Origin of the sequence: Streptacidiphilus rugosus AM-16 (assembly GCF_000744655.1) — a bacterium.
Classification (GTDB): Bacteria; Actinomycetota; Actinomycetes; order Streptomycetales; family Streptomycetaceae; genus Streptacidiphilus; species Streptacidiphilus rugosus.
Genome location: NZ_JQMJ01000004.1, coordinates 6,626,202 through 6,646,210 on the forward strand (window position 1 = coordinate 6,626,202; position 20,009 = coordinate 6,646,210).

General features: G+C 70.3%; 16 protein-coding genes. 7 read left to right on the forward strand and 9 right to left on the reverse strand.

What is annotated here, in order from left to right; genetic code table 11:
• The first annotated feature begins 9 nt into the window (after positions 1-9).
• Positions 10-1,395: a class II fumarate hydratase gene (locus BS83_RS38875; protein WP_037608012.1), complete on the forward strand. Its 1,386-nt coding sequence runs from the start codon at positions 10-12 to the stop codon at positions 1,393-1,395.
• A gap of 37 nt (positions 1,396-1,432) precedes the next feature.
• Here the strand turns inward: BS83_RS38875 and BS83_RS38880 are convergent, their stop codons facing one another.
• Together BS83_RS38880 and BS83_RS38885 are read right to left on the reverse strand one after the other, a co-directional pair.
• Positions 1,433-3,856, reverse strand: coding sequence for a glycosyl hydrolase family 18 protein (locus BS83_RS38880; RefSeq protein WP_037608015.1), 2,424 nt, complete (start codon positions 3,854-3,856; stop codon positions 1,433-1,435).
• Between the two features lie 133 nt (positions 3,857-3,989).
• Positions 3,990-4,319: a tetratricopeptide repeat protein gene (locus tag BS83_RS38885; RefSeq protein ID WP_037608017.1), complete on the reverse strand. Its 330-nt coding sequence runs from the start codon at positions 4,317-4,319 to the stop codon at positions 3,990-3,992.
• 247 nt (positions 4,320-4,566) lie between these two features.
• Here BS83_RS38885 and BS83_RS38890 point away from each other — a divergent pair, with 247 nt between their 5' ends.
• Entirely contained in the window at positions 4,567-5,613 is a 1,047-nt protein-coding gene (locus BS83_RS38890) for an isopenicillin N synthase family dioxygenase (RefSeq protein WP_051945043.1), read from the forward strand.
• A 438-nt stretch (positions 5,614-6,051) separates the two neighbouring features.
• The gene (locus BS83_RS38895) at positions 6,052-7,995 is read left to right on the forward strand and encodes an ABC transporter ATP-binding protein (protein ID WP_232248636.1); all 1,944 of its coding nucleotides are present in this window, start codon (positions 6,052-6,054) and stop codon (positions 7,993-7,995) included.
• Positions 7,996-8,045: 50 nt separating this feature from the next.
• Here the strand turns inward: BS83_RS38895 and BS83_RS38900 are convergent, their stop codons facing one another.
• Positions 8,046-9,014 (reverse strand): pirin family protein, encoded by a 969-nt coding sequence (locus tag BS83_RS38900; RefSeq protein WP_037608020.1) that lies wholly within the window; start codon positions 9,012-9,014, stop codon positions 8,046-8,048.
• 25 nt (positions 9,015-9,039) lie between these two features.
• A complete protein-coding gene (locus tag BS83_RS38905; RefSeq protein WP_084714779.1) occupies positions 9,040-9,984 on the reverse strand; it encodes a LysR substrate-binding domain-containing protein in 945 nt (314 codons plus the stop codon).
• A 105-nt stretch (positions 9,985-10,089) separates the two neighbouring features.
• Between BS83_RS38905 and BS83_RS38910 the strand changes: the two genes are divergently transcribed.
• Both BS83_RS38910 and BS83_RS38915 read left to right on the forward strand, forming a co-directional pair.
• Positions 10,090-10,644: a peroxiredoxin gene (locus BS83_RS38910; protein ID WP_037608026.1), complete on the forward strand. Its 555-nt coding sequence runs from the start codon at positions 10,090-10,092 to the stop codon at positions 10,642-10,644.
• Between the two features lie 4 nt (positions 10,645-10,648).
• The gene (locus BS83_RS38915; protein WP_037608029.1) at positions 10,649-11,179 is read left to right on the forward strand and encodes an alkyl hydroperoxide reductase; all 531 of its coding nucleotides are present in this window, start codon (positions 10,649-10,651) and stop codon (positions 11,177-11,179) included.
• Positions 11,180-11,313: 134 nt separating this feature from the next.
• Here BS83_RS38915 and BS83_RS38920 read toward each other — a convergent pair whose 3' ends face one another.
• The 4 genes from BS83_RS38920 to BS83_RS38935 form a co-directional block, all read right to left on the reverse strand.
• The gene (locus BS83_RS38920; protein WP_051945046.1) at positions 11,314-12,585 is read right to left on the reverse strand and encodes an AI-2E family transporter; all 1,272 of its coding nucleotides are present in this window, start codon (positions 12,583-12,585) and stop codon (positions 11,314-11,316) included.
• A gap of 342 nt (positions 12,586-12,927) precedes the next feature.
• A complete protein-coding gene (locus BS83_RS38925; protein ID WP_037608031.1) occupies positions 12,928-13,587 on the reverse strand; it encodes a lytic transglycosylase domain-containing protein in 660 nt (219 codons plus the stop codon).
• Positions 13,588-14,001: 414 nt separating this feature from the next.
• Positions 14,002-15,324 (reverse strand): PhoH family protein, encoded by a 1,323-nt coding sequence (locus BS83_RS38930; RefSeq protein WP_037608033.1) that lies wholly within the window; start codon positions 15,322-15,324, stop codon positions 14,002-14,004.
• A 451-nt stretch (positions 15,325-15,775) separates the two neighbouring features.
• The gene (locus tag BS83_RS38935; RefSeq protein WP_051945047.1) at positions 15,776-16,567 is read right to left on the reverse strand and encodes an isoprenyl transferase; all 792 of its coding nucleotides are present in this window, start codon (positions 16,565-16,567) and stop codon (positions 15,776-15,778) included.
• Between the two features lie 96 nt (positions 16,568-16,663).
• Here BS83_RS38935 and mgrA point away from each other — a divergent pair, with 96 nt between their 5' ends.
• Together mgrA and BS83_RS38945 are read left to right on the forward strand one after the other, a co-directional pair.
• Positions 16,664-17,704 (forward strand): L-glyceraldehyde 3-phosphate reductase, encoded by a 1,041-nt coding sequence (gene mgrA / locus BS83_RS38940; protein ID WP_037608035.1) that lies wholly within the window; start codon positions 16,664-16,666, stop codon positions 17,702-17,704.
• A gap of 248 nt (positions 17,705-17,952) precedes the next feature.
• Positions 17,953-19,530 carry a chitinase gene (locus BS83_RS38945; protein ID WP_037608038.1) on the forward strand — a complete coding sequence of 526 codons (1,578 nt, stop codon included), beginning with the start codon at positions 17,953-17,955 and terminating at the stop codon, positions 19,528-19,530.
• Positions 19,531-19,595: 65 nt separating this feature from the next.
• Here the strand turns inward: BS83_RS38945 and BS83_RS38950 are convergent, their stop codons facing one another.
• Positions 19,596-19,994, reverse strand: a complete 399-nt coding sequence (locus BS83_RS38950; RefSeq protein WP_037608040.1) for a RidA family protein — start codon at positions 19,992-19,994, stop codon at positions 19,596-19,598.
• Positions 19,995-20,009: the final 15 nt, after the last annotated feature.

The following is a 20,009-nucleotide window of genomic DNA, read 5'->3' on the forward strand; positions in this document are numbered from 1 at the left end:
GATCGGGACATGGAGAACTACCGGATCGAGCACGACTCGATGGGCGAGGTGCGCGTCCCCGCCGAGGCGAAGTGGGGCGCGCAGACGCAGCGCGCGGTGGAGAACTTCCCGATCTCAGGACAGCGGCTGGAGCGCGCGCACATCGCCGCGCTGGCGCAGATCAAGGCCGCCGCGGCCAAGGTGAACGCGAAGCTGGGCGTGCTGGACGAGGAGACCGCGGCCGCCGTGCGCAGTGCCGCGAAGGAGGTCGCCTCCGGCCGCTGGGACGACGAGTTCCCGATCGACGTCTTCCAGACCGGCTCCGGCACGTCCTCCAACATGAACATGAACGAGGTCGTCGCGAACCTGGCGTCGGAGCGGCTCGGCCGGGCGGTCCACCCGAACGACCACGTCAACGCCAGCCAGTCGTCGAACGACGTCTTCCCCAGCTCGATCCACATCGCGGCCGCCTCCGCCGTCGTGCACGACCTGATTCCGGCGCTGAACCACCTCGCGGACGTGCTCGCGCGCAAGTCGGAGGAGTTCGCCAGCGTCGTGAAATCCGGCCGGACCCACCTGATGGACGCCACGCCGGTGACCCTCGGGCAGGAGTTCGGCGGCTACGCGGCCCAGGTGCGGCACGGCGTCGAGCGGCTGCGGGCGACGCTGCCCCGGGTGGCCGAGCTGCCGCTGGGCGGGACGGCGGTCGGCACCGGGATCAACACGCCGCCCGGCTTCTCCGCCGCCGTGATCGCGGAGGTGGCGCGCGCGACGGGCCTGCCGCTGACCGAGGCCCGGGACCACTTCGAGGCGCAGGGCGCGAGGGACGGGCTGGTCGAGCTGAGCGGGCAGCTGCGCACCATCGCCGTCGGCTTCACCAAGATCTCCAACGACCTCCGTTGGATGGGCTCGGGCCCGCGGACGGGTCTGGGGGAGATCAACCTCCCCGATCTGCAGCCCGGCTCCTCGATCATGCCGGGGAAGGTCAACCCGGTGATCCCCGAGGCGATGCTGATGGCCGCCGCCCAGGTCGTCGGCAACGACGCGACGGTGACCCTGGCCGGCGCGAGCGGCAACTTCGAGCTCAACGTGATGCTGCCGGTGATCGCGCGCAACGTGCTGGAGTCGGTGCGGCTGCTCGCCAACGTGGCCCGGCTGCTGGCGGACCGGACCGTGGACGGGATCACCGCCAACGTCGAGAGGCTGCGGGAGTACGCGGAGTCCTCGCCCTCGGTGGTCACCCCGCTCAACCGCTTCCTCGGCTACGAGGAGGCGGCGAAGATCGCCAAGCAGGCCCTGGCGGAGCAGAAGACGATCCGCCAGGTCGTGCTCGACCGCGGTCATGTCGCGCAGGGGCGGATCACCGAGCAGCAGCTGGACGAAGTCCTGGACGTGCTGCGGATGACCCGCCCCTGAGGTGCTGTTCAGTTGTGGCGCCGGTCGATCCCCCTGGCTAGTTCACCGCGAAGTCGTCCGCGTTGACGTTGCCCTGGCCGTACCAGCCGTGGACGAAGACGGTCACCGTCCCGCTCGCGCCGGTCGTGAACGGCACGGTCAGCTTGTTCCAGCTGCTGGAGCTGGACCAGGTGCTGGCGCTGGCGCCGCCGGTGACGCCGATGTAGGCGTAGGGGCCCTGCACCCAGCCGGTCAGCGTGTAGCTGTGGTTGGGCAGCAGGGTGACCGTCTGGTCGCACTCACCGGTGGTGCTGTTGGACGGCGCGACCAGCGCCGCGTGGCTGCCGGAGTGGACCGGGCTGCTGACCACCGAGCTGCCGCTCTGACAGGTCCACGGGCTCAGGCTGCCGGTCTCGAACCCGCCGTTGACCAGTGAGCCGCCACCCCCACTGCTGGGGTTGACGGTCCAGGTGAAGGACGTCGTGCCGGTCGCGGTTCCGGAGGACGCGGTCACCGTCACGTTCGAGGTGGCCGCCGTGGTCGGCGTACCCGAGATCAGACCCGCCGAGGAGATGCTCAGCCCCGCAGGCAGACCCGTCGCCGAGTACGTCAACGACTTGCCCGCCGAGTCGGAACCCGACACCTGCACCGACGCCGCCGTGCCCACCGTCCCGGTCTGGTTGCCCGGGTTGGTCACCGTCACCGTCTCCGTACCGCCGCTGTTCGGGTTGACGGTCCAGGTGAAGGACGTCGTACCGGTCGCGGTTCCGGAGGACGCGGTCACCGTCACGTTCGAGGTGGCCGCCGTGGTCGGCGTACCCGAGATCAGACCCGCCGAGGAGATGCTCAGCCCCGCAGGCAGACCCGTCGCCGAGTACGTCAACGACTTGCCCGCCGAGTCGGAACCCGACACCTGCACCGACGCCGCCGTGCCCACCGTCCCGGTCTGGTTGCCCGGGTTGGTCACCGAGACCGTCTCCGTACCGCCACCGCCGGTGGGGCAGCTGCTCGCCGAGCCGTTGATGTCGGTGACGGCGGAGTTGAAGAGCGTGGTGGCCGGATCCAGGTCGTAGAGCGAGAACATCATGAAGCCGCCCAGGCCGTTGCAGTGCGCGTAGTCGGCGCGGACCTGGATGGACTGGGCGGACTCGCCGCCGTAGAAGTTGTTGCCGTCGTAGAAGTACGCGGACTGGGTGATCGGGTCCCAGAAGGTGTCGGCGGCGTTGTTCACCGTGCCGCTGAGCTCCTTGTACATCGCGACGCCGGGGACGTTGCCGGAGAGCGTCTGTCCTGCTGATCCGCCGGTGGCGCTCTGGTAGAGGCCGTGGTTGGACCCGGCCGGCACGCCGGTCCAGCCCCGGTAGTAGAAGGGGATGCCCAAGGTCAGTTTGTTCGCCGGGAAGCCGCCGGTGATCCCGTACTGGGAGTCGCCGACCGTCCAGGATCTGATCGCGTTGTCGATGCTGTAGGTCTCGTTGCCCGGCGCGACCTTCGGCTCCGGCGAGTTGGGGTTGGCGTAGAGCGGGTCCTGCTCGTCCGTCGGCCCGGTCGCGTTCCAGGCGCCGTACATGTCGTACGTCATGACGTCGCCGAAGGTGAGGTACTGGCCGATCTGGCCGGTCTGGATCTTGTTGATCTTCTCCTGGCCGGAGGGCAGCGCGGCGGAGAGCGCGTAGGTCTTGCCGTCGGCCGCCCCCTGCGCGTTCAGCTCGGTGCGGAACTCACTGAGCAGCGCGGTGTAGTTCGCGGTGTCGTTGGCCGAGACGTGGTTGCCCAGGTGGCCGCCGGTCGAGCCGGGGTACTCCCAGTCGATGTCGAAGCCGCTGAAGATCCCGGCCGCAGTGCCCGCGCCGCCGAATCCGCCCTGGGAGGGGATGTTGCCCTTGATGAACATGTCGATGCAGGAGGAGACGAACTTCTTGCGCGACGCGTCGGTGGCCGCCACGTCGGAGAAGTACTTCGAGTAGGTCCAACCGCCGAGCGAGAGCAGGATCTTGAGGTTCGGGTACTTCTTCTTCAGCTCCTGGAGCTGGTGGAAGTTGCCCGCGATCGGCTGGTTGTAGACGTCGGAGGTGCCGTCGACGCTGATGCTGGAGTCGTAGGACTTCTGGTAGTCGGCGAAGGAGTCCTCGGCGCCGTCACCCGCGTTCGGATCGTTCTCCCCGGCCGGATCCGGATCGGTGGCCTTGGTGGTCTCGAAGCAGGTGAGGTTGGTCGGGTCGATGTTCTCGAAGTCGTAGATCAGGTAGTCGAGCTTGCCCGCGATCCCCTCGGTGTCGAGGTTCTTCGGGTAGAAGGCGTTCTGGTAGATCGACCACTGGTCGTAGTAGGCGACCTTGATTCCGCCACTGGTGGCGGCAGCACCCGTCGTATTGCTCGCCGCGGCGGCGTTCGCAGTGCCGCCGATCATGGAGGCGGCCAAGCCGAGCAAGGCTGTGGCCGCCCCCGCGAGCGTGAGTCCGATCCGTCTGGAGCCTGGCATGTGCAACCTCCGCATGGTCGTGTACCCGACACGCATCACGTTGGTACATACCAATACTGCCGTCAAGGGTCTGGACCAATTTAAGCTGACCTTAAGTCAGAACCCCTCGTCGGAAGGCCCCTTGGGAAATCTGTCAGTACAGACTCTGCCCCAGCGACTCCGCCAGGCGCAGCTGCGTCGCCGCCTCCTCGGCCCGTCCGCCCCGGCGCTCCAGGGTCCGGCCGAGCAGCAGCCGGGCGTAGCCGTCGACCGGGTCGCGCTCCAGCACGCGCTCCAGCTCGGCCTCCGCCCGGCCCAGCTGCGCGGAGTGGTAGTACGAGCGGGCCAGCAGCATCCGGGCCGCGCCGTGGCCCGGCTCGGCCTCGACGATCGGGGCGAGGATCAGCGCGGCGTCGCTGTACGCCTTCGAGTCGAAGAAGAGCCGCGCACGGGCGTACTCCTCGGCAAGCGTGTGGTCGTTCACGGGCTCCCCTTTCGTTGTGCGGCCCGGTCGGCTGTTCGCCCCTGTAACGCAAGGCTGTGAGCAGGCATTCCCTCCGAAGTGTCGCCTTGCTCACCCGCTCGTTCCGGCCGGGGGGAGTTACGCTCGATGCATGACACTGCTTGTCTCCCGCCGCCACGTGGACTTCGTCCGCGTCACGAGCATGTCCTGTCGCGCCGAGGCCTGACCCCAGCGTCCCCCTCCCTGCCGCGCACTCCCAAGGACCGACATGTCCGTCCAGACCGCTTCCGTCTCTCCCTCCACTCCCGCCCTTCCGGTCATCGACCTCGCGCATCTCGACCGCGAGGCGCTCCACCGGGCCGCCCGTGACGTGGGTTTCTTCCAGTTGGTCGGCCACGGCATCAGCCAGGCCGAGATCGACGGGCTGCTCAGCGCCTCCCGCGCCTTCTTCGCCCTGCCCGAGGCCGACCGGATCGCGCTCGACAACCGCAACTCGCCGCACTTCCGCGGCTACACCCGCACCGGCAAGGAGCTGACCCGCGGCAGCCGTGACTGGCGCGACCAGCTGGACATCGGCGAGGAACTGCCCGCGCACACCCCGGGCCCCGGCGAGCCGGCGTACTGGTGGCTGGAGGGTCCCAACCAGTGGCCCGACGCCCAGCCGGAGCTGCGCGAGACGGCGCTGCACTGGATCGCCAGGCTCAGCGCGGTCGCCGACCACCTGCTGCACGAGCTGCTCGCCTCGATCGGCGCGCCCGCCGACTTCTACGACGACGCCTTCGCGGGCCACCCGCGCAGCCACCTGAAGCTGATCCGCTACCCGGGGCGGGCCCCGGTCGGGGACGACCAGGGCGTGGGGGTTCACAAGGACTACGGCTTCCTCACCCTGCTGCTGACCGACGGCGTCGGCGGGCTGCAGGTGGAGTCGCCGGACGGCGAGGGGTACATCGACGTGCCGCACATTCCGGGCGCGTTCGTGGTGAACCTCGGCGAGCTGCTGGAGGTGGCGACCGACGGCTACCTCAAGGCCACCAACCACCGCGTGGTCAGCCCGCCGGGAGCGCGTGAGCGCTACTCCGCACCGTTCTTCTACAACCCGCGCCTGGACGCCCGCATCGAGCCGCTGCCCTTCCCGCACGCGTCCCAGGCCACCGGCGTGACCCAGGACCCGGACAACCCGCTGCACGCCGAGTTCGGCTGGAACGAGCTCAAGGGCTGGGTCCGCGCCCACCCCGAGGTGACCCGCCGCCACCACCCCGAGCTGCTCCCCTCCGGGCCCAAGCCCCCGACCCCCGGTACCGCGCACGCGGCCTGACGCGCAGCGCTCCCGCGGGTCCGGACGGACCGGACACCGGGGCAGGTCCCGCACGCCCCCCTGCGCCACGTTCGCCGCCCGCCCCCTCGCTGCCCCGCCGCGGGGCGCACGCGACGTGCCGACGCGCTCCCCCGCTCCGGCCCCTGGCCCTGGCGTCCGCGGCCACGGGGATGGACCATCGGGTGAGGCGAGTTGGGGGGCGCGCGTCGATGAGGAGCCCGTCGGTACCCGTAACGGCACCATCGGTCTGCTCCGCCGTGTCCGCGCCAGAACCACGCCGAAGCGGTGCCCGGGGGCGTCGCCGCCTTCCACCGGCCAGGCCGGATCGTCACCCGCGGCCCGTCCGGCCGGACCGGCCACGGACCGATCCGGCCTGCGCTGCTTTCCGCGGCTCCCCCGACGGCACCCGCCATCACGCGCACCGCGTCTGGAGGCTGTGTGACGACCGAGGAGACACATGTCGGGACCCTCGCCGACACCGAGGGCGATGAGCAGGAGGAGGCCGAGAGCCTCAGGTTCGTCCTCCAGGGCGAGGACATGGAGGGCCACGCCGACCGGATGACCACCGCCGGCATGGCCCGCCGGCTGCCGCACCTGGTGCGGGAGGCGCTGACGCTGGCGTGGCGGGTGGACCGGCGCGCGGCCGTCGCCCTGCTGCTGTGCCAGCTGGTCTCCGCGGTCAGCGGGGCGTTCGGCCTGCTGGCGACGAACAGCACGATCACCGCGCTGATCGCGTCGGGGCACATCACCTCGCGGCTGCGCCAGGCCCTGCCCGCGATCGCCGTGCTCGCGCTGGCCGCCGGAGTGCGCGCGCTGCTGGGGATCGCGATCAGTTCGCTGTCGCAGCGGCTGTCGCCGATGATGGCCCGCGAGGCGCAGTACATGATGCTGGACGCCGCCACCAACGCCGAGCTCAGCGCCTACGACCACCCCGGCTTCAACGACCGGTGGGATCTCGCGGACCGGGGCGCCGCGGTCGCCGCCGACATCATCGGGGAGGCGCAGAACCTCATCGCCTCGACGGCCACGCTGGCCTCGGCCGCCGTCGTGCTGGCGCTCATCCATCCGCTGCTGTTCCCGCTGACGCTGATCGCGGCGGTGCCGCAGGCGATGGCGGCGGTGCGGGCCGCCCGGATCTCCTACGAGGCGATGATCTCCACCAGCGCGCAGCAGCGCGTGATGAACATGCTCCGCTGGTACCTGGCGGACAAGTGGCAGGCGGACCAGGTGCGCTCCGACACCGTGGCGCCCGTCCTGCTCGGCAAGTACGCCGAGGCCGGGGAGGCCGTGGACCTGGCGATGCGCCGGGCGGTGTGGCGCGGCGCGAAGATCGGGCTGCTGGGATCGGTCGCCTCGGGCTTCGCCTCCGCGGTGGTGTGGGCGGCCGTCGCACTGCTGCTGTCCGGCGGACGGATCTCCGTCGGGGCGGCCGGCACCGCGGTGTTCGCCCTGCGGGCGGCGTCCCAGGGGCTCCAGGGCCTGGTCGGCTACGGGGCCCAGATCTTCCGCTCCGGGCTCTATCTGGACCACTGGTCCTCGTTCGTCGCCGAGGCGTCGGGGATGCGGCTGAACCGCGGCGCCGTCGTGCCGGGGCGGCCGGAGCTGGTGTGCGCCAGGAAGGTCAGCTTCACCTACCCCGAGTCCGAGCAGGAGACGCTGCACGAGATCGACCTGGAGATCCGCCGCGGCGAGATCGTCGCCCTCATCGGCGAGAACGGCTCGGGGAAGTCGACCCTGATGCGGCTGCTCTGCGCGCTGACCCTGCCCACGTCCGGCGCGGTGGAGTGGGACGGCGTCGACACTCGCGAGCTGGACCCGCACGAGGCGTGGCGGCAGTGCGCCGTGGTGCCGCAGGAGTTCGCGCGCTGGCCGATGTCGGCGCGGGAGAACATCACGCTGGGCCAGCCGCTGCCCGAGGGGGACGCCGCGGTGCTGCGCGCCGCACGGGCCAGTGGCGCGGACGAGGTGATCGCCACCCTCCGCTCGGGTCTGACGACCTTGCTGGCCCGGGAGTTCTGGGGCGGCCAGGCCCTGTCCTCGGGACAGTGGCAGCGCATCGCCGTGGCCCGGAGCATCCACCGCCCCGGCGGACTGCTGGTGCTGGACGAGCCCACGAGCGATCTCGACCCGCGGGCGGAGCACCGGATCTTCTCCGGACTGCGGGAACTGGCCCGCGACCGTGCGGTGATCCTGGTGACGCACAACCTCAACAACGCCCAACTGGCCGACCGGATCGTCTGCATGGAGAAAGGCCGGATCACCCAGAGCGGCACCTTCGCCGAACTGGTCCAAGCTCCGGGGCTGTTCCGCTCCCTGTGGGACCTGCAGAACGACCGCACCGTCCCCGCCCCGCGTCGTCCCGGCGACGCCCCGGCCCCGTGATCAGGTCCGCGCGTCGTCCCGGATCGCGACCGGGGCGACGGGCCGGGGCGTCAGCGCTCCCGCCCGCGTGGCTTCAGTCGCAGCGCGGGCAGCTCCGGCGCGGGAATCGGGGCCCCGTCGAAGCCGTGCACGACGCCGAAGCGCTCGCCGTGCATCCACTCCGCACGCGCCGCCGCGATGTCCTCGTGGCTCCTGGCCACGAAGTTCCACCACATGACGAGCTTCTCCTCGAAGGGCTCGCCACCGAGCAGCATCACGCTCGCCGGACCGTCGTCCGCGCGGAGCGGCAGTTCGCGGCGGCCGCAGCCCAGGTAGAGCATCGAGCCGGGCTCCACCCGGACGCCGTCGACGACCGCCGCGCCGGACATGGCCAGCACGGCGTACTCGAAGTCGGGGTGCAGCGGGAGGCGGGCGTCCGCGCCGTCGGCGAGCGTGAGGTCGGCGCCCATCAGCGGGCTGAAGACGCGGCCGGGCGAGGTCGCACCGTCCAGGGAGCCGAGAATCAGTGTCGCGTCGACGCCCTGCCCCTGCACCCGGGGCAGCTCGGCGTGGTGCTCGAAGGCCGGCTCGGTGAACCGGTGCTCGTCGGGGAGCGCGACCCACAGCTGCGCGCCGTGCAGCCACTTCCCGTGCGCGGCGGGGGACTGCTCCGAGTGCGAGATCGCCCGGCCCGCCGTCATCAGTCCGAGCTCCCGCGGGCGCACGGTCTGGACCGTGCCGAGGCTGTCCCGGTGTTCGACCAGGCCGTCGTGCAGCCAGCTCACCGTCTGCAGTCCGATGTGCGGATGCGGCGCCACCTGCATGCCCGGCTCGCGTTCGATGTCGTCGGGCCCGTACTGGTCGACGAAGCACCAGGCGCCCACCATCCGGCGCCCCAGATTCGGCAGCAGCCGCCTGACGACCGTGCTTTCACCCAGGGGGACCTGTTTCCCCGTCAACAGCTCCCGTACCGGTTGAGCGGCGACATCCTCACGGCCGCCGCAGACGCTCGGCTCGGGCTTCAGGTCGAGGTTGCTCATGGGGCTCAGCGTAGGCCCCGGCGGTTCACGGCCGGATGATCCGCACCGGCAGTTCCGCCACCGCCTCGCGCAGCGACTCCGCGAAGCGCTCGTACTCCGCCGTGCGCGCGGAGGAGGGACGGTGCGCGAGGCCGATCCTGCGGCCGGGCGGAGGAGCGGAGAAACCGGTCGCGGACAGGCCCGCCGCCCGCCCGGTCTCCACGGCCACCGCCGTCGCGGGCAGCAGCGTCACGCCCAGGCCGCCCGCCACCAGCTGCACCAGCGTCGACAGCCCCGCCGCCCTGGTCGCGCCCGGCTCGGCGCCGACCTCGCGACAGAGGTCGAGCGCCTGGTCCCGCAGGCAGTGGCCCTCCTCCAGCAGCAGCACGTCCAGGTCGAGCAGCACGTCGCGGGGGACGTCGTGGCGACCGGCGAGCTCGTGGTCGGGCGGGGTGACCAGGACGAAGTCCTCGTCGTAGAGCGGGATGTCCACCAGTCCCGCCCCGGCCGGAAGGGCGAGCAGCAGCAGGTCGAGACGGCCGGTGGCCACCCCGTCCAGCAGCTGGTGCGTCCGCTCCTCGTGGACGTGCAGGTCCAGGTCCGGGTAGTGGTCGCGGGCCAGGCGCAGCACGGTGGGCAGCAGGTAGGGCGCGATGGTCGGGATCACCCCGAGGTGCAGCGGCCCGGTGAACGGCCGCCGCGAGGACTCGACCTCCTCGGTCAGCGCGTTCAGCGCGCCGAGGACGGCGCGGGCGTGCACGGCCACCCGCTCGCCCAGGGGTGTGATGATCACTTTGCGGGTGGTCCGCTCGACGAGCTGGACCCCGAGCGACTCCTCCAGCGCCGCGACCGCGCCGGACAGCGCGGGCTGGCTCATCCGCAGGCCGGCCGCGGCCTCACGGAAATGGCGGTGTTCGGCCACCGCGGCGAAGGCGCGAAGCTGGGCGACGCTGGGCGTGCGGGCGGTACGGGTGGTGCGGGCCTTGCTGATAACTTCCTCCGATCAACTGCTTCCACTGTAGCTATTTCACTGATCAATGTCCGACATGCGAGATTGAGCGGGTACCTCACTCATCCCTCAGAGGAGATCACCCCCGTGCTCACGATCGGCGACAAGTTCCCCGCGTACGACCTGAACGCCTGCGTCTCGCTGGAGGCCGGCAAGGAGTTCGAGTCGATCCACCACAAGTCCTACGAGGGCAAGTGGCGCGTGATCTTCTTCTGGCCGATGGACTTCACTTTCGTGTGCCCGACGGAGATCGCCGCCTTCGGCAAGCTGAACGAGGAGTTCGCCGACCGCGACGCCCAGGTCCTCGGCGTCTCCGGCGACTCCGAGTTCGTGCACCACGCCTGGCGCAAGGACCACAAGGACCTGCGCGACCTGCCCTTCCCGATGCTGGCCGACATCAAGCACGAGCTGATGCGCGACTGCGGCGTCGAGGCCCCGGACGGCACGGCGCAGCGCGCGGTCTTCATCGTCGACCCGAACAACGAGATCCAGTTCGTGATGGTCACCGCCGGCTCCGTGGGCCGCAACCCCAAGGAGGTCCTGCGGGTCCTCGACGCGCTGCAGACCGACGAGCTGTGCCCGTGCAACTGGAACAAGGGCGAGCAGACGCTGGACGCCGGCGCGCTGCTCGCGGGCGAGTGACCGGATGGCACTCGACGAACTGAAGGCGGCCCTGCCGGACTACGCCAAGGACCTCAAGCTCAACCTGGGCTCGGTCGTCGGCAACGCGGACCTGCCCCAGCAGCAGCTCTGGGGCACCGTCCTGGCCTGCGCGATCGCCTCGCGCAGCGAGCGCGTGCTGGCCGAGCTGGAGCCGGAGGCCCGGGCGAACCTCAAGCCGGAGGCGTACGACGCGGCGAAGGCCGCGGCGGCGATCATGGCGATGAACAACGTCTACTACCGGACGCTGCATCTGCTCTCCGACAAGGAGTACGGCACGATGCGGGCCGGACTGCGGATGAACGTCATCGGCAACCCGGGCGTGGAGAAGGTCGACTTCGAGCTGTGGTCGCTGGCGGTCTCGGCGATCAACGGCTGCGGCCAGTGCCTGGACTCCCACGAGCAGGTCCTCCGCGGTGCGGGCGTGGACCGCGAGGTCGTCCAGGCCGCGGTCAAGATCGCCGCAGTGATCCAGGCCGTCGGCGTGACGCTGGAAGCGGAATCCCGCCTCGCCTGAGGCGGGTCAAGGGGCGCGAGGCTCTGCTCGATCAATCGAGCAGAGCCTCGCGCCCCTTCGGAAGTGCAACCGGCCCACCGCCGCGAAGCGCGCCTACCGGCTCGCGCCCCTGAGCGGCTTGCAGCTGAGCGTGGTCACTCGGGTGCGGCGGCAGCCGCCAGCGCGGCGCGGACGTCCTCGTCGACGTGGTAGCGCTGGCGCAGGTAGCCCACCACCGTGTTGGTCACCGCGACCAGCGGCACCGCGACGATCGCACCGCCGATGCCGCCGACGATCGAGCCGCAGGCCACCGCCAGGATCACCGCGAGCGGGTGGATCCGGACCGCGCGGCCCAGGATCAGCGGCTGGAGCAGGTGGCCCTCGATCTGCTGGACGCCCAGCAGCACCGCGAGCACCAGCGCCGCCGTGATCACCCCGTGGGTGACCAGCCCGATCAGCACCGCGATCGTGCCGGTGACCAGAGCGCCCACCAGGGGGACGAACGCGCCGAGGAAGATGAGCACCGCGATCGGCATCGCCAGCGGCACACCCAGCAGATAGATGCCGATGCCGATCGACAGAGAGTCGATGAACGCCACGAGCACCGTGCCCCGCACGTACGCCGTGAGCGTCGCCCACGCCCGCGGGCCCGCGCCCGTCGCCGCGATCCGGGAGCGGACCGGCATCAGCCTGAGCACCCAGCCCCAGATCTTCTCGCCGTCGTAGAGCAGGAAGAACGTGCAGAACGCGGCGAGGAAGACACCGGTCACGATCTCCACCACCACGCTGACCGTGGAGAAGCCGAACGAGGTGATCTGGTCGCTGTTGGTGCCGACCACCTTGGTCAGCTGGTTCGCGAAGTCGTTGATCTGCTTGTCGGTGAGGTGCATCGGCCCGGTCTCCAGCCAGTGCCGGATCTGTGCGATGCCCTGCTGCACGTGGTCGGTGACCTGGTTCAGGTTGGTGCTGACCTGCCAGACCACGAACCAGGCGACCAGCGCGATGCCGACCAGACCGCCCAGGAAGGTGATGGCCGTGGCCAGGCCGCGCGGCACGCCGTGCCGGCGCAGCCAGGAGACGGTGGGCTGCAGCAGCGCGCTGATCAGCAGCGCCGCGACGAAGGCGAGCGCCACGATCCTGAGCGTGCCGACCACCTGGAGCAGCACCCAGAGCCCGGCGCCGACGACCAGCAGCCGCCAGATGCCCTCCGCCGCCACCCGGAGGGTCCACGGCACGGCCTCGGAGGCGTGCGCGGGCCGGGCCGGATAGATCGGCTCCCCGCCGGGTCCGACCGGCGGGGTGACCGGGTGGGGCACGGCCGGCACGTGGACCACCGGTTCGGGCCGGTCGTCCTTCGCGGCCTCACGCCGCTTGGCCATCCGCCCACGCCAGGCCGCCCAGCCGCCGCCGTCGCCGTCGCCTGCCATGCCGTCCGCCCCTTCGCTCATCCAGCCTCGGGCTCGAACGCTACCGGTTGGCCGTGAACCGCTGCGGGCAGCCCCACCGATTCGCACGCGTGCGCTGGCATGACTGTGCATGACCGCGGATCACCGCGGGTGACCAGATCAGCATCTTTTGGGCAAAACGGAAGAAACAGGTTTACCCCGTGGTCGGGCCGGGGATCGTGCTCCACGAGGCCGTCCCGCACACGCGGCCTCTCCGTGGGAGAAGTAGGAAGCCCCCGATCGGACAGGGATCGGGGGCTTCCACGCGCTCGGTGCAGGCCGGTACGCAGGCGAGGTCTCCGCGGCGGTGCCGCGGACCGCCTCCTAGTACCAGCTGTGGGCCTGCCAGAAGGACCAGGCGCCGCAGGGGCTGCCGTAGCGGGAGTTCATGTAGTTCAGGCCCCACTTTATCTGCGTCGCGGGGTTGGTCCGCCAGTCGGCGCCGGCCGAGGCCATCTTGCTGCCCGGCAGGGCCTGGACCAGGCCGTAGGCGCCCGAGGCGGCATTGGTGGCCGTGTAGCTCCAGCCGCTCTCACGCTTCACGATCTGGCTGAAGCAGGCGAACTGGTTGGTGTTCCCGATGATCGAGGCGGCCAGGGCCTGCACCGATCCGGGAGAGTAGGAAACCAGCTGCTGGCGCTGCTGCTCCGCAGCACGCGACGCGGCGGCCGCCTGCTTGGCGCGCTGCTCGGCTGCGGCCTTCGCGTGGGCGGCGTCGGCCGCCTTGGCGCGGGCCGCTTCGGCGGCGGCCTTCTGCGCGGTCACGAGCGCGGCGGACTGCTGCGCGTCGCTCTGGCGCGACAGGTTGTCGGCGACGATCTGCGAAGAGGAGCCCGCAGGGATGTCGGCAAGCAGGGTCGATCCTGCGACATCGGACACCTGGGTCGGCTTCTCGTCGCCAGAGGCGACACCGACGACGGCGCCGACAGCAGTCACAGCGGTGGCGGAGGCCACGGCCATTCCCCGAACCGAAATCCGGTTCACATGGTTTCCTTCCAGCGTCGCCCGCGTGGTGACCGAACGGACGAACCCCGCCCCTGACGCTGGCCTCCCCGGTGCACTGGTCACGGAAGCGCGGGCCCGCAACGCTCCGGTCTCCCGGGGCGTCTACTGATCGGGCGGCGTGCGGCCTCACGTTGTTCAGTTGTGGTGAGCGGAACGCAAGCTGGGTGGTACTCAGCTGACGCTGATGGGTGGTGCGCTTGCACGCCATGCCGCACGCAGGGCCTGACAGACCCCACACACTGCCGCACCGCGGCGCGCAAGCGCAATTCCCGGCTGAGTGGCGAAACTCACACGGCCCAGTGCACCGCTAAATCCCGCCAGTCACTCGCCTATCGTCTGACGAATCGTTACGATGCTGTGCCCTTCCGGCTCAGAGGGTCGATTCGGGGCGACTCAGGGGTGAATGTCCTCCAACATTTCGGTCACCAGTGCGGCGATCGGAGAACGCTCCGAGCGGCTGAGCGTCACGTGCGCGAAGAGCGGATGGCCCTTCAGCTTCTCGACGACCGCGACGACACCGTCGTACCGACCGACCCTCAGGTTGTCGCGCTGGGCGACATCATGGGTCAAAACGACCCGCGATCCCTGGCCAATTCGGGACAAGACGGTCAACAGCACGTTCCGCTCCAGCGACTGCGCCTCGTCCACGATCACGAAGGCGTCGTGGAGCGAGCGACCGCGGATGTGGGTGAGCGGGAGCACCTCCAACATCCCGCGGGAGAGCACCTCCTCGATCACGTCCGGAGTGGTCACCGCCGAGAGCGTGTCGAAGACGGCCTGGGCCCAGGGGCCCATCTTCTCCGACTCGGAACCGGGCAGGTAGCCCAACTCCTGACCGCCCACCGCGTACAGCGGCCGGAAGACCATCACCTTGCGGTGCTGCTGCCGCTCCAGGACGGCCTCCAGGCCGGCGCAGAGCGCCAACGCGGACTTGCCGGTGCCGGCCCGCCCGCCCAGCGAGACGATGCCGACCTCCTGGTCCATCAGCAGGTCCAGCGCGACGCGCTGTTCGGCGCTGCGACCGCGCAGCCCGAAGGCCTCACGGTCCCCGCGTACAAGGCGCACCCGACCGTCCGCCGTGACCCGCCCGAGCGCGCGACCGCGCTCCGAGGTCAGTACCAGACCGGTATGAACCGGGAGTTCCCGGGCGTCCGCGATGTCCACGACGTCACTCGTGAACAGTCCGTCAACCTCCTCGGCACTGACGGCCAACTCGGACATTCCGGTCCAACCGGAGGTGATGGCCAGCTCCGCCCGGTACTCCTCGGCCAGCAGGCCGACCGACGAGGCCTTCACCCGAAGCGGCAGGTCCTTGGAGACGACGGTGACGTCGTACCCCTCGGCCTGCAGGTTCCTCGCCACCGCGAGGATCCTGGTGTCGGCGTCGCCCAGCCGGTAGCCGGCGGGGAGAACGGAGGGATCGGTGTGGTTCAGCTCGACCCTGATCGTGCCGCCGAGGTCGCCCACGGGGATGGGCGCGTCCAGCCGGCCGTAGCGGACCCGGTAGTCGTCGAGCAGACGCAGGGCCTGCCTGGCGAAGTAGCCGAGCTCCGGGTGGTGCCGCTTGGCTTCCAACTCGGTCACCACGACCACGGGCAGCACGACCTCGTGCTCCTCGAACCTGGTCATGGCGCTCGGGTCAGCCAGCAGGACACTGGTGTCGAGGACGTACGTGCGCCGGTCGTGCATGCTCCGGCGGCTCTTGGAACTGACCACAGGGCCTCCCGGGCGAGTGGCCCGCTGCCACCCGCGGTCGCCGTGCCCCCCTGCCCCGATGGCCGAGGTCACGGTCTGACTCGGGTATTCCCCTCGATCGGCAAAGCCATGCAGAAGTCGGAATCTTGCTGATTACTGTTCACGAACCGGCCAGCCGCACCCACCCCAGGGCACGGAGCGCACCTCGCGACGGTCCGGTGGCGGCACCTTCAGGGGCGCGAGGAACTGCGCGCCTTCGGCGCGAGGGCGCGACACCTCACAGCAGAGGCCTGGTTGCACTGCCCAGGGGCGCGAGGCCCTGCCGATTGGCGGCTCCGCCGCGTGGGCGCGACAAGCCACCCACGCAGGTAGAGCCCCGAACGCGCGGGGCCGTCCGCATGTCAGTGATTTCTCGCGCAGTTCCTCGCGCCCCTGGGCAGCCGCAACTGGGCCGGCGTCGGAAAGAGCGGCGTCAGCCGCCGTAGCGGCGGTTGCGGGCGGCGTAGTCGCGCAGGGCGCGGAGGAAGTCGACCTTGCGGAAGGCCGGCCAGTACGCCTCGCAGAAGTAGAACTCCGAGTGCGCCGACTGCCACAGCAGGAACCCGGAGAGGCGCTGCTCCCCGGACGTTCGGATGACCAGGTCCGGGTCCGGCTGGCCGGACGTGTACAGATGACGGGCGATCTGCTCCACGTCGATCATCTCGGCGACCTGCTCCAGCGGCGTCCCCGCCGCCGCCTGCTCCTGGAGCAGCTTGCGCACCGCCTCGGCGATCTCGTGCCGGCCGCCGTAGCCGACGGCGACGTTGACGATGAGTCCGTCACGGTCCGCCGTCTCCTGGTCCGCCGCCTTCAGGACCGCGGCGGTCGACTCGGGGAGGAGGTCCAGTGCGCCGACCGGGTGGACCCGCCAGCGGCCCTCGGCCGCCATGCCGCGGACGGCCTCCTCGATGATGCCGAGCAGCGGTACCAGCTCGTCGGCCGGGCGGGTCAGGTTGTCCGTGGACAGCAGCCAGAGCGTGACCACCTCGACGCCGGTCTCCTCGCACCAGCCGAGGAACTCGGGGATCTTGTCCGCACCGGTCTGGTGGCCGTCCGCCGTGGACATGCCCGCCGCGCGGGCCCAGCGGCGGTTGCCGTCCAGCATGACGCCGACGTGTCGTGGGACCCGGGCACGGTCGAGGTGGGCCTCGACGCGCTGACCGTAGAGACCGTAGACGGCGTTCCGGAGCAGCGGCGTGCGCCGGACCAGCTTTCCGAGATCCATGACGTCGGCCCCTCCAAGTGCTCGCCCGTGCGGGGTCACCCTACTCCCCGCCGGTTAATGTTCAGTGAGGAGACAAATTCCGATGGAGAGGCCCCCATGATCCCCGCTCCCTATCGTCCTGCCGAGACCCGGTACGACGGCTCGATGAAGTACCGGCGGACCGGCCGCAGCGGTCTCAAGCTGCCCGAGATCTCGCTCGGCCTGTGGCACAACTTCGGCGACGACCGCACCCTCGACTCCCAGCGCGCGATCCTGCGCCGGGCCTTCGATCTCGGGGTCACGCACTTCGACCTGGCCAACAACTACGGACCGCCCTACGGCTCTGCGGAGGCGAACTTCGGCCGCCACCTCGCCGCCGACTTCCGCCCCTTCCGTGACGAGCTGGTCATCTCGACCAAGGCCGGCTACGACATGTGGCCCGGACCGTACGGCGAGTGGGGCTCGCGCAAGTACCTGACCGCGAGCCTGGACCAGTCCCTGACCCGGATGGGCCTCGACTACGTCGACATCTTCTACTCGCACCGCTTCGACCCGGAGACCCCGCTGGAGGAGACGATGGGCGCGCTCGCGTCCGCCGTCCAGCAGGGCAAGGCGCTCTATGTGGGCATCTCCTCCTACAGCGCGGAGAAGACCCGCGAGGCCGCCGCGATCCTGCGCGACCTCGGCGTCCCGCTGCTGATCCACCAGCCGTCCTACTCCATGCTGAACCGCTGGATCGAGGACGACGGCCTGCTCGACGTGCTGGAGGCCGAGGGCGCCGGCTGCATCGGCTTCGCACCGCTGGCGCAGGGCATCCTCACCGACCGCTACCTGCGGGGCATCCCCGCGGACTCGCGGGCCGCGCAGGGCAAGTCGCTGGACCCGAAGTCGATCGACGAGCAGACGTTGGCGAAGCTGCGCGCGCTGAACGAGATCGCCGCCGGCCGCGGTCAGTCGCTGGCCCAGCTCGCGCTGAGCTGGCTGCTCCGCGATCCGCGGATGACCTCGGCACTGATCGGGGCCTCCTCGGTGGCGCAGCTGGAGGCGAACGTCGGCGCGGTGCAGGGCGCACCGCTGACCGCCGAGGAGCTGGCCGAGATCGAGCGGTACGCGACGGACGCCGACCTCAACCTGTGGGCCAAGTCCAGCGAGGACTGAGCGACGGGTGCAACACCTGGTCCGGGCCACGACTGAAGCGATGCTTCCAGTTGTGGTCTGGACCATATTTGTGCGGATCGGAGCGGTAGGTACCGCTCTGATCAGCCAACTTCTTTCCGCAGCGGGACCTTAACTCGGCATTAAGGACCGAACTGACCCCTTGACAGGCCTACTGGTCTAGTCCAACTTGTGTGGCGGGCTTCACTTCTCGTCTTTCCCCGCTTCCCCCACAGTTGGGCAGACTTCCTATGCCATCCCCCCGTCTTGTGAACGCTGCGCTGGCCTCCGTGGCCGCGATCGGCCTGGGCATCACCGGCCTGGTCGCCCTCGGTGGCGGTGCCGACGCCGCCACCAACAACCTCGTGGTCAACCCCGGGTTCGAAACCGGTTCACTGGCCAACTGGTCCTGTGACGCCGGAACAGGAGCCGTCGGCACGACGACGGTTCACACCGGTTCCTATGCGCTCGCGGCCACCCCCACCAGCTCCGACGACGCGCAGTGCACGCAGACCATCAGCGTGCAGCCGAACTCCTCCTACACGCTGAGCGCCTGGGTCAACGGCCCGTACGTCTACCTCGGCACGCAGGGCGACGGCACCACCGACGTCAGCACCTGGTCCAACACCAGCGCCTGGAACCAGCTGAGCACGACCTTCACGACCGGCGCGTCCACCAGGAGCGTCACCGTCTACCTGCACGGCTGGTACGGCCAGTCCGCCTACTACGCGGACGACGTGGTACTGAGCGGCGCCGCCGGCTCCAGCCCGAGCCGGACGCAGAGCAGCTCGCCGAGCTCCAGCCCGTCCAGCTCCCCCTCGTCGAGCCCGTCCTCCTCGCCGTCGAGCTCGCCGTCCTCGTCCCCGTCCTCCTCGCCGTCGTCCAGCCCGAGCTCCTCGCCGAGCTCCAGCCCGACCGGCGGCACCGGCGGCAACCCGAAGCACTGGGTCACCGGCTACTGGCAGGACTTCGACAACGGCGCGACGGACCAGAAGATCAGCGACGTCAACAGCCAGTACAACCTGATCGCCGTGGCCTTCGCCAACGCGGACTCGACCGGTGACGGCGGCATCACCTTCTCGCTCGACCCGACCCTGCAGGGCAAGCTCGGCGGTTACACCGACGCCCAGTTCAAGGCGGACATCGCCGCCAAGCAGGCGCAGGGCAAGAAGGTGATCCTCTCGGTCGGCGGCCAGAACGGCACGATCTCGATCACCAACGCCTCGCAGGCCACCGCCTTCGCCAACAGCGCGTACTCGATCATGCAGCAGTACGGCTTCAACGGCGTCGACATCGACCTGGAGAACGGGCTCAACCCGACCTACATGGCCTCCGCGCTGCACCAGCTGGCGGCCAAGGCGGGCTCGGGCTTCATCCTCACGATGGCCCCGCAGACGATCGACGTGCTCAGCGCCTCGTCCGACTACCTGGCCACCGCGCTGCAGGTGAAGGACATCCTCACCATCATGAACACCCAGTTCTACAACTCGGGTTCGATGAACGGGTGTGACGGCGGCGTCTACGCCGAGGGCAACGTCGACTTCATCACCACCATCGCCTGCACCGCGATCAAGGCGGGCCTCAGCCCGAACCAGGTCGGCATCGGCGTCCCGGCCTCCAGCCGGGCGGCGGGCAGCGGCTACGTCTCCCCCACGATCGTGGAGGACGCGCTGAACTGCCTGGCCAAGGCCACCGGTTGCGGCACCTTCAAGCCCAGCACCACCTGGCCCACCATCGGTGGCGTGATGACCTGGTCGACCGCCTGGGACGCGAGCAACGGCAACGAGTTCGCGAACAACGAGGGCGCCTTCACCAACGCCATGCCGTAACCGGCCCGGCGCCAAGAACGCCTCGCCCGCCGCTTCCCCCGAGGGAGGCGGCGGGCGACGGCATGTCAGCCGCCGGTGACGGCCAGCGCGTCGATCTCGACGAGCAGGCCCGCCGGCAGGCCGACGTAGACGGTGGTCCGGGCCGGGTGGCCGCCCTCCGGCAGGGCCTTCGCGAACCAGGCGTCGTAGGCGGCGTTCAGCTCGGGGAAGTGCGCGGTGTCGGTGAGGTAGACCCGCATCATCAGCACGTCGTCCCAGCCCGCGCCACCCGCCGTCAGCACTGCCTCGACGTTGCGCAGGGTCTGCCCGATCTGCTCGGTGAGGCCGGGCCCCACCGGGGTGCCGGTGGCCGGGTCGAAGCCGACCTGCCCCGCGACCTGCAGCAGCCCGCCCTTCGCGACGCCCTGCGAGAAGCTCGCGATCGGAGTGGGGGCCTGATCGGTGCGGATCACAGTCTTGCTCACGTTGCTCGCTCCTTG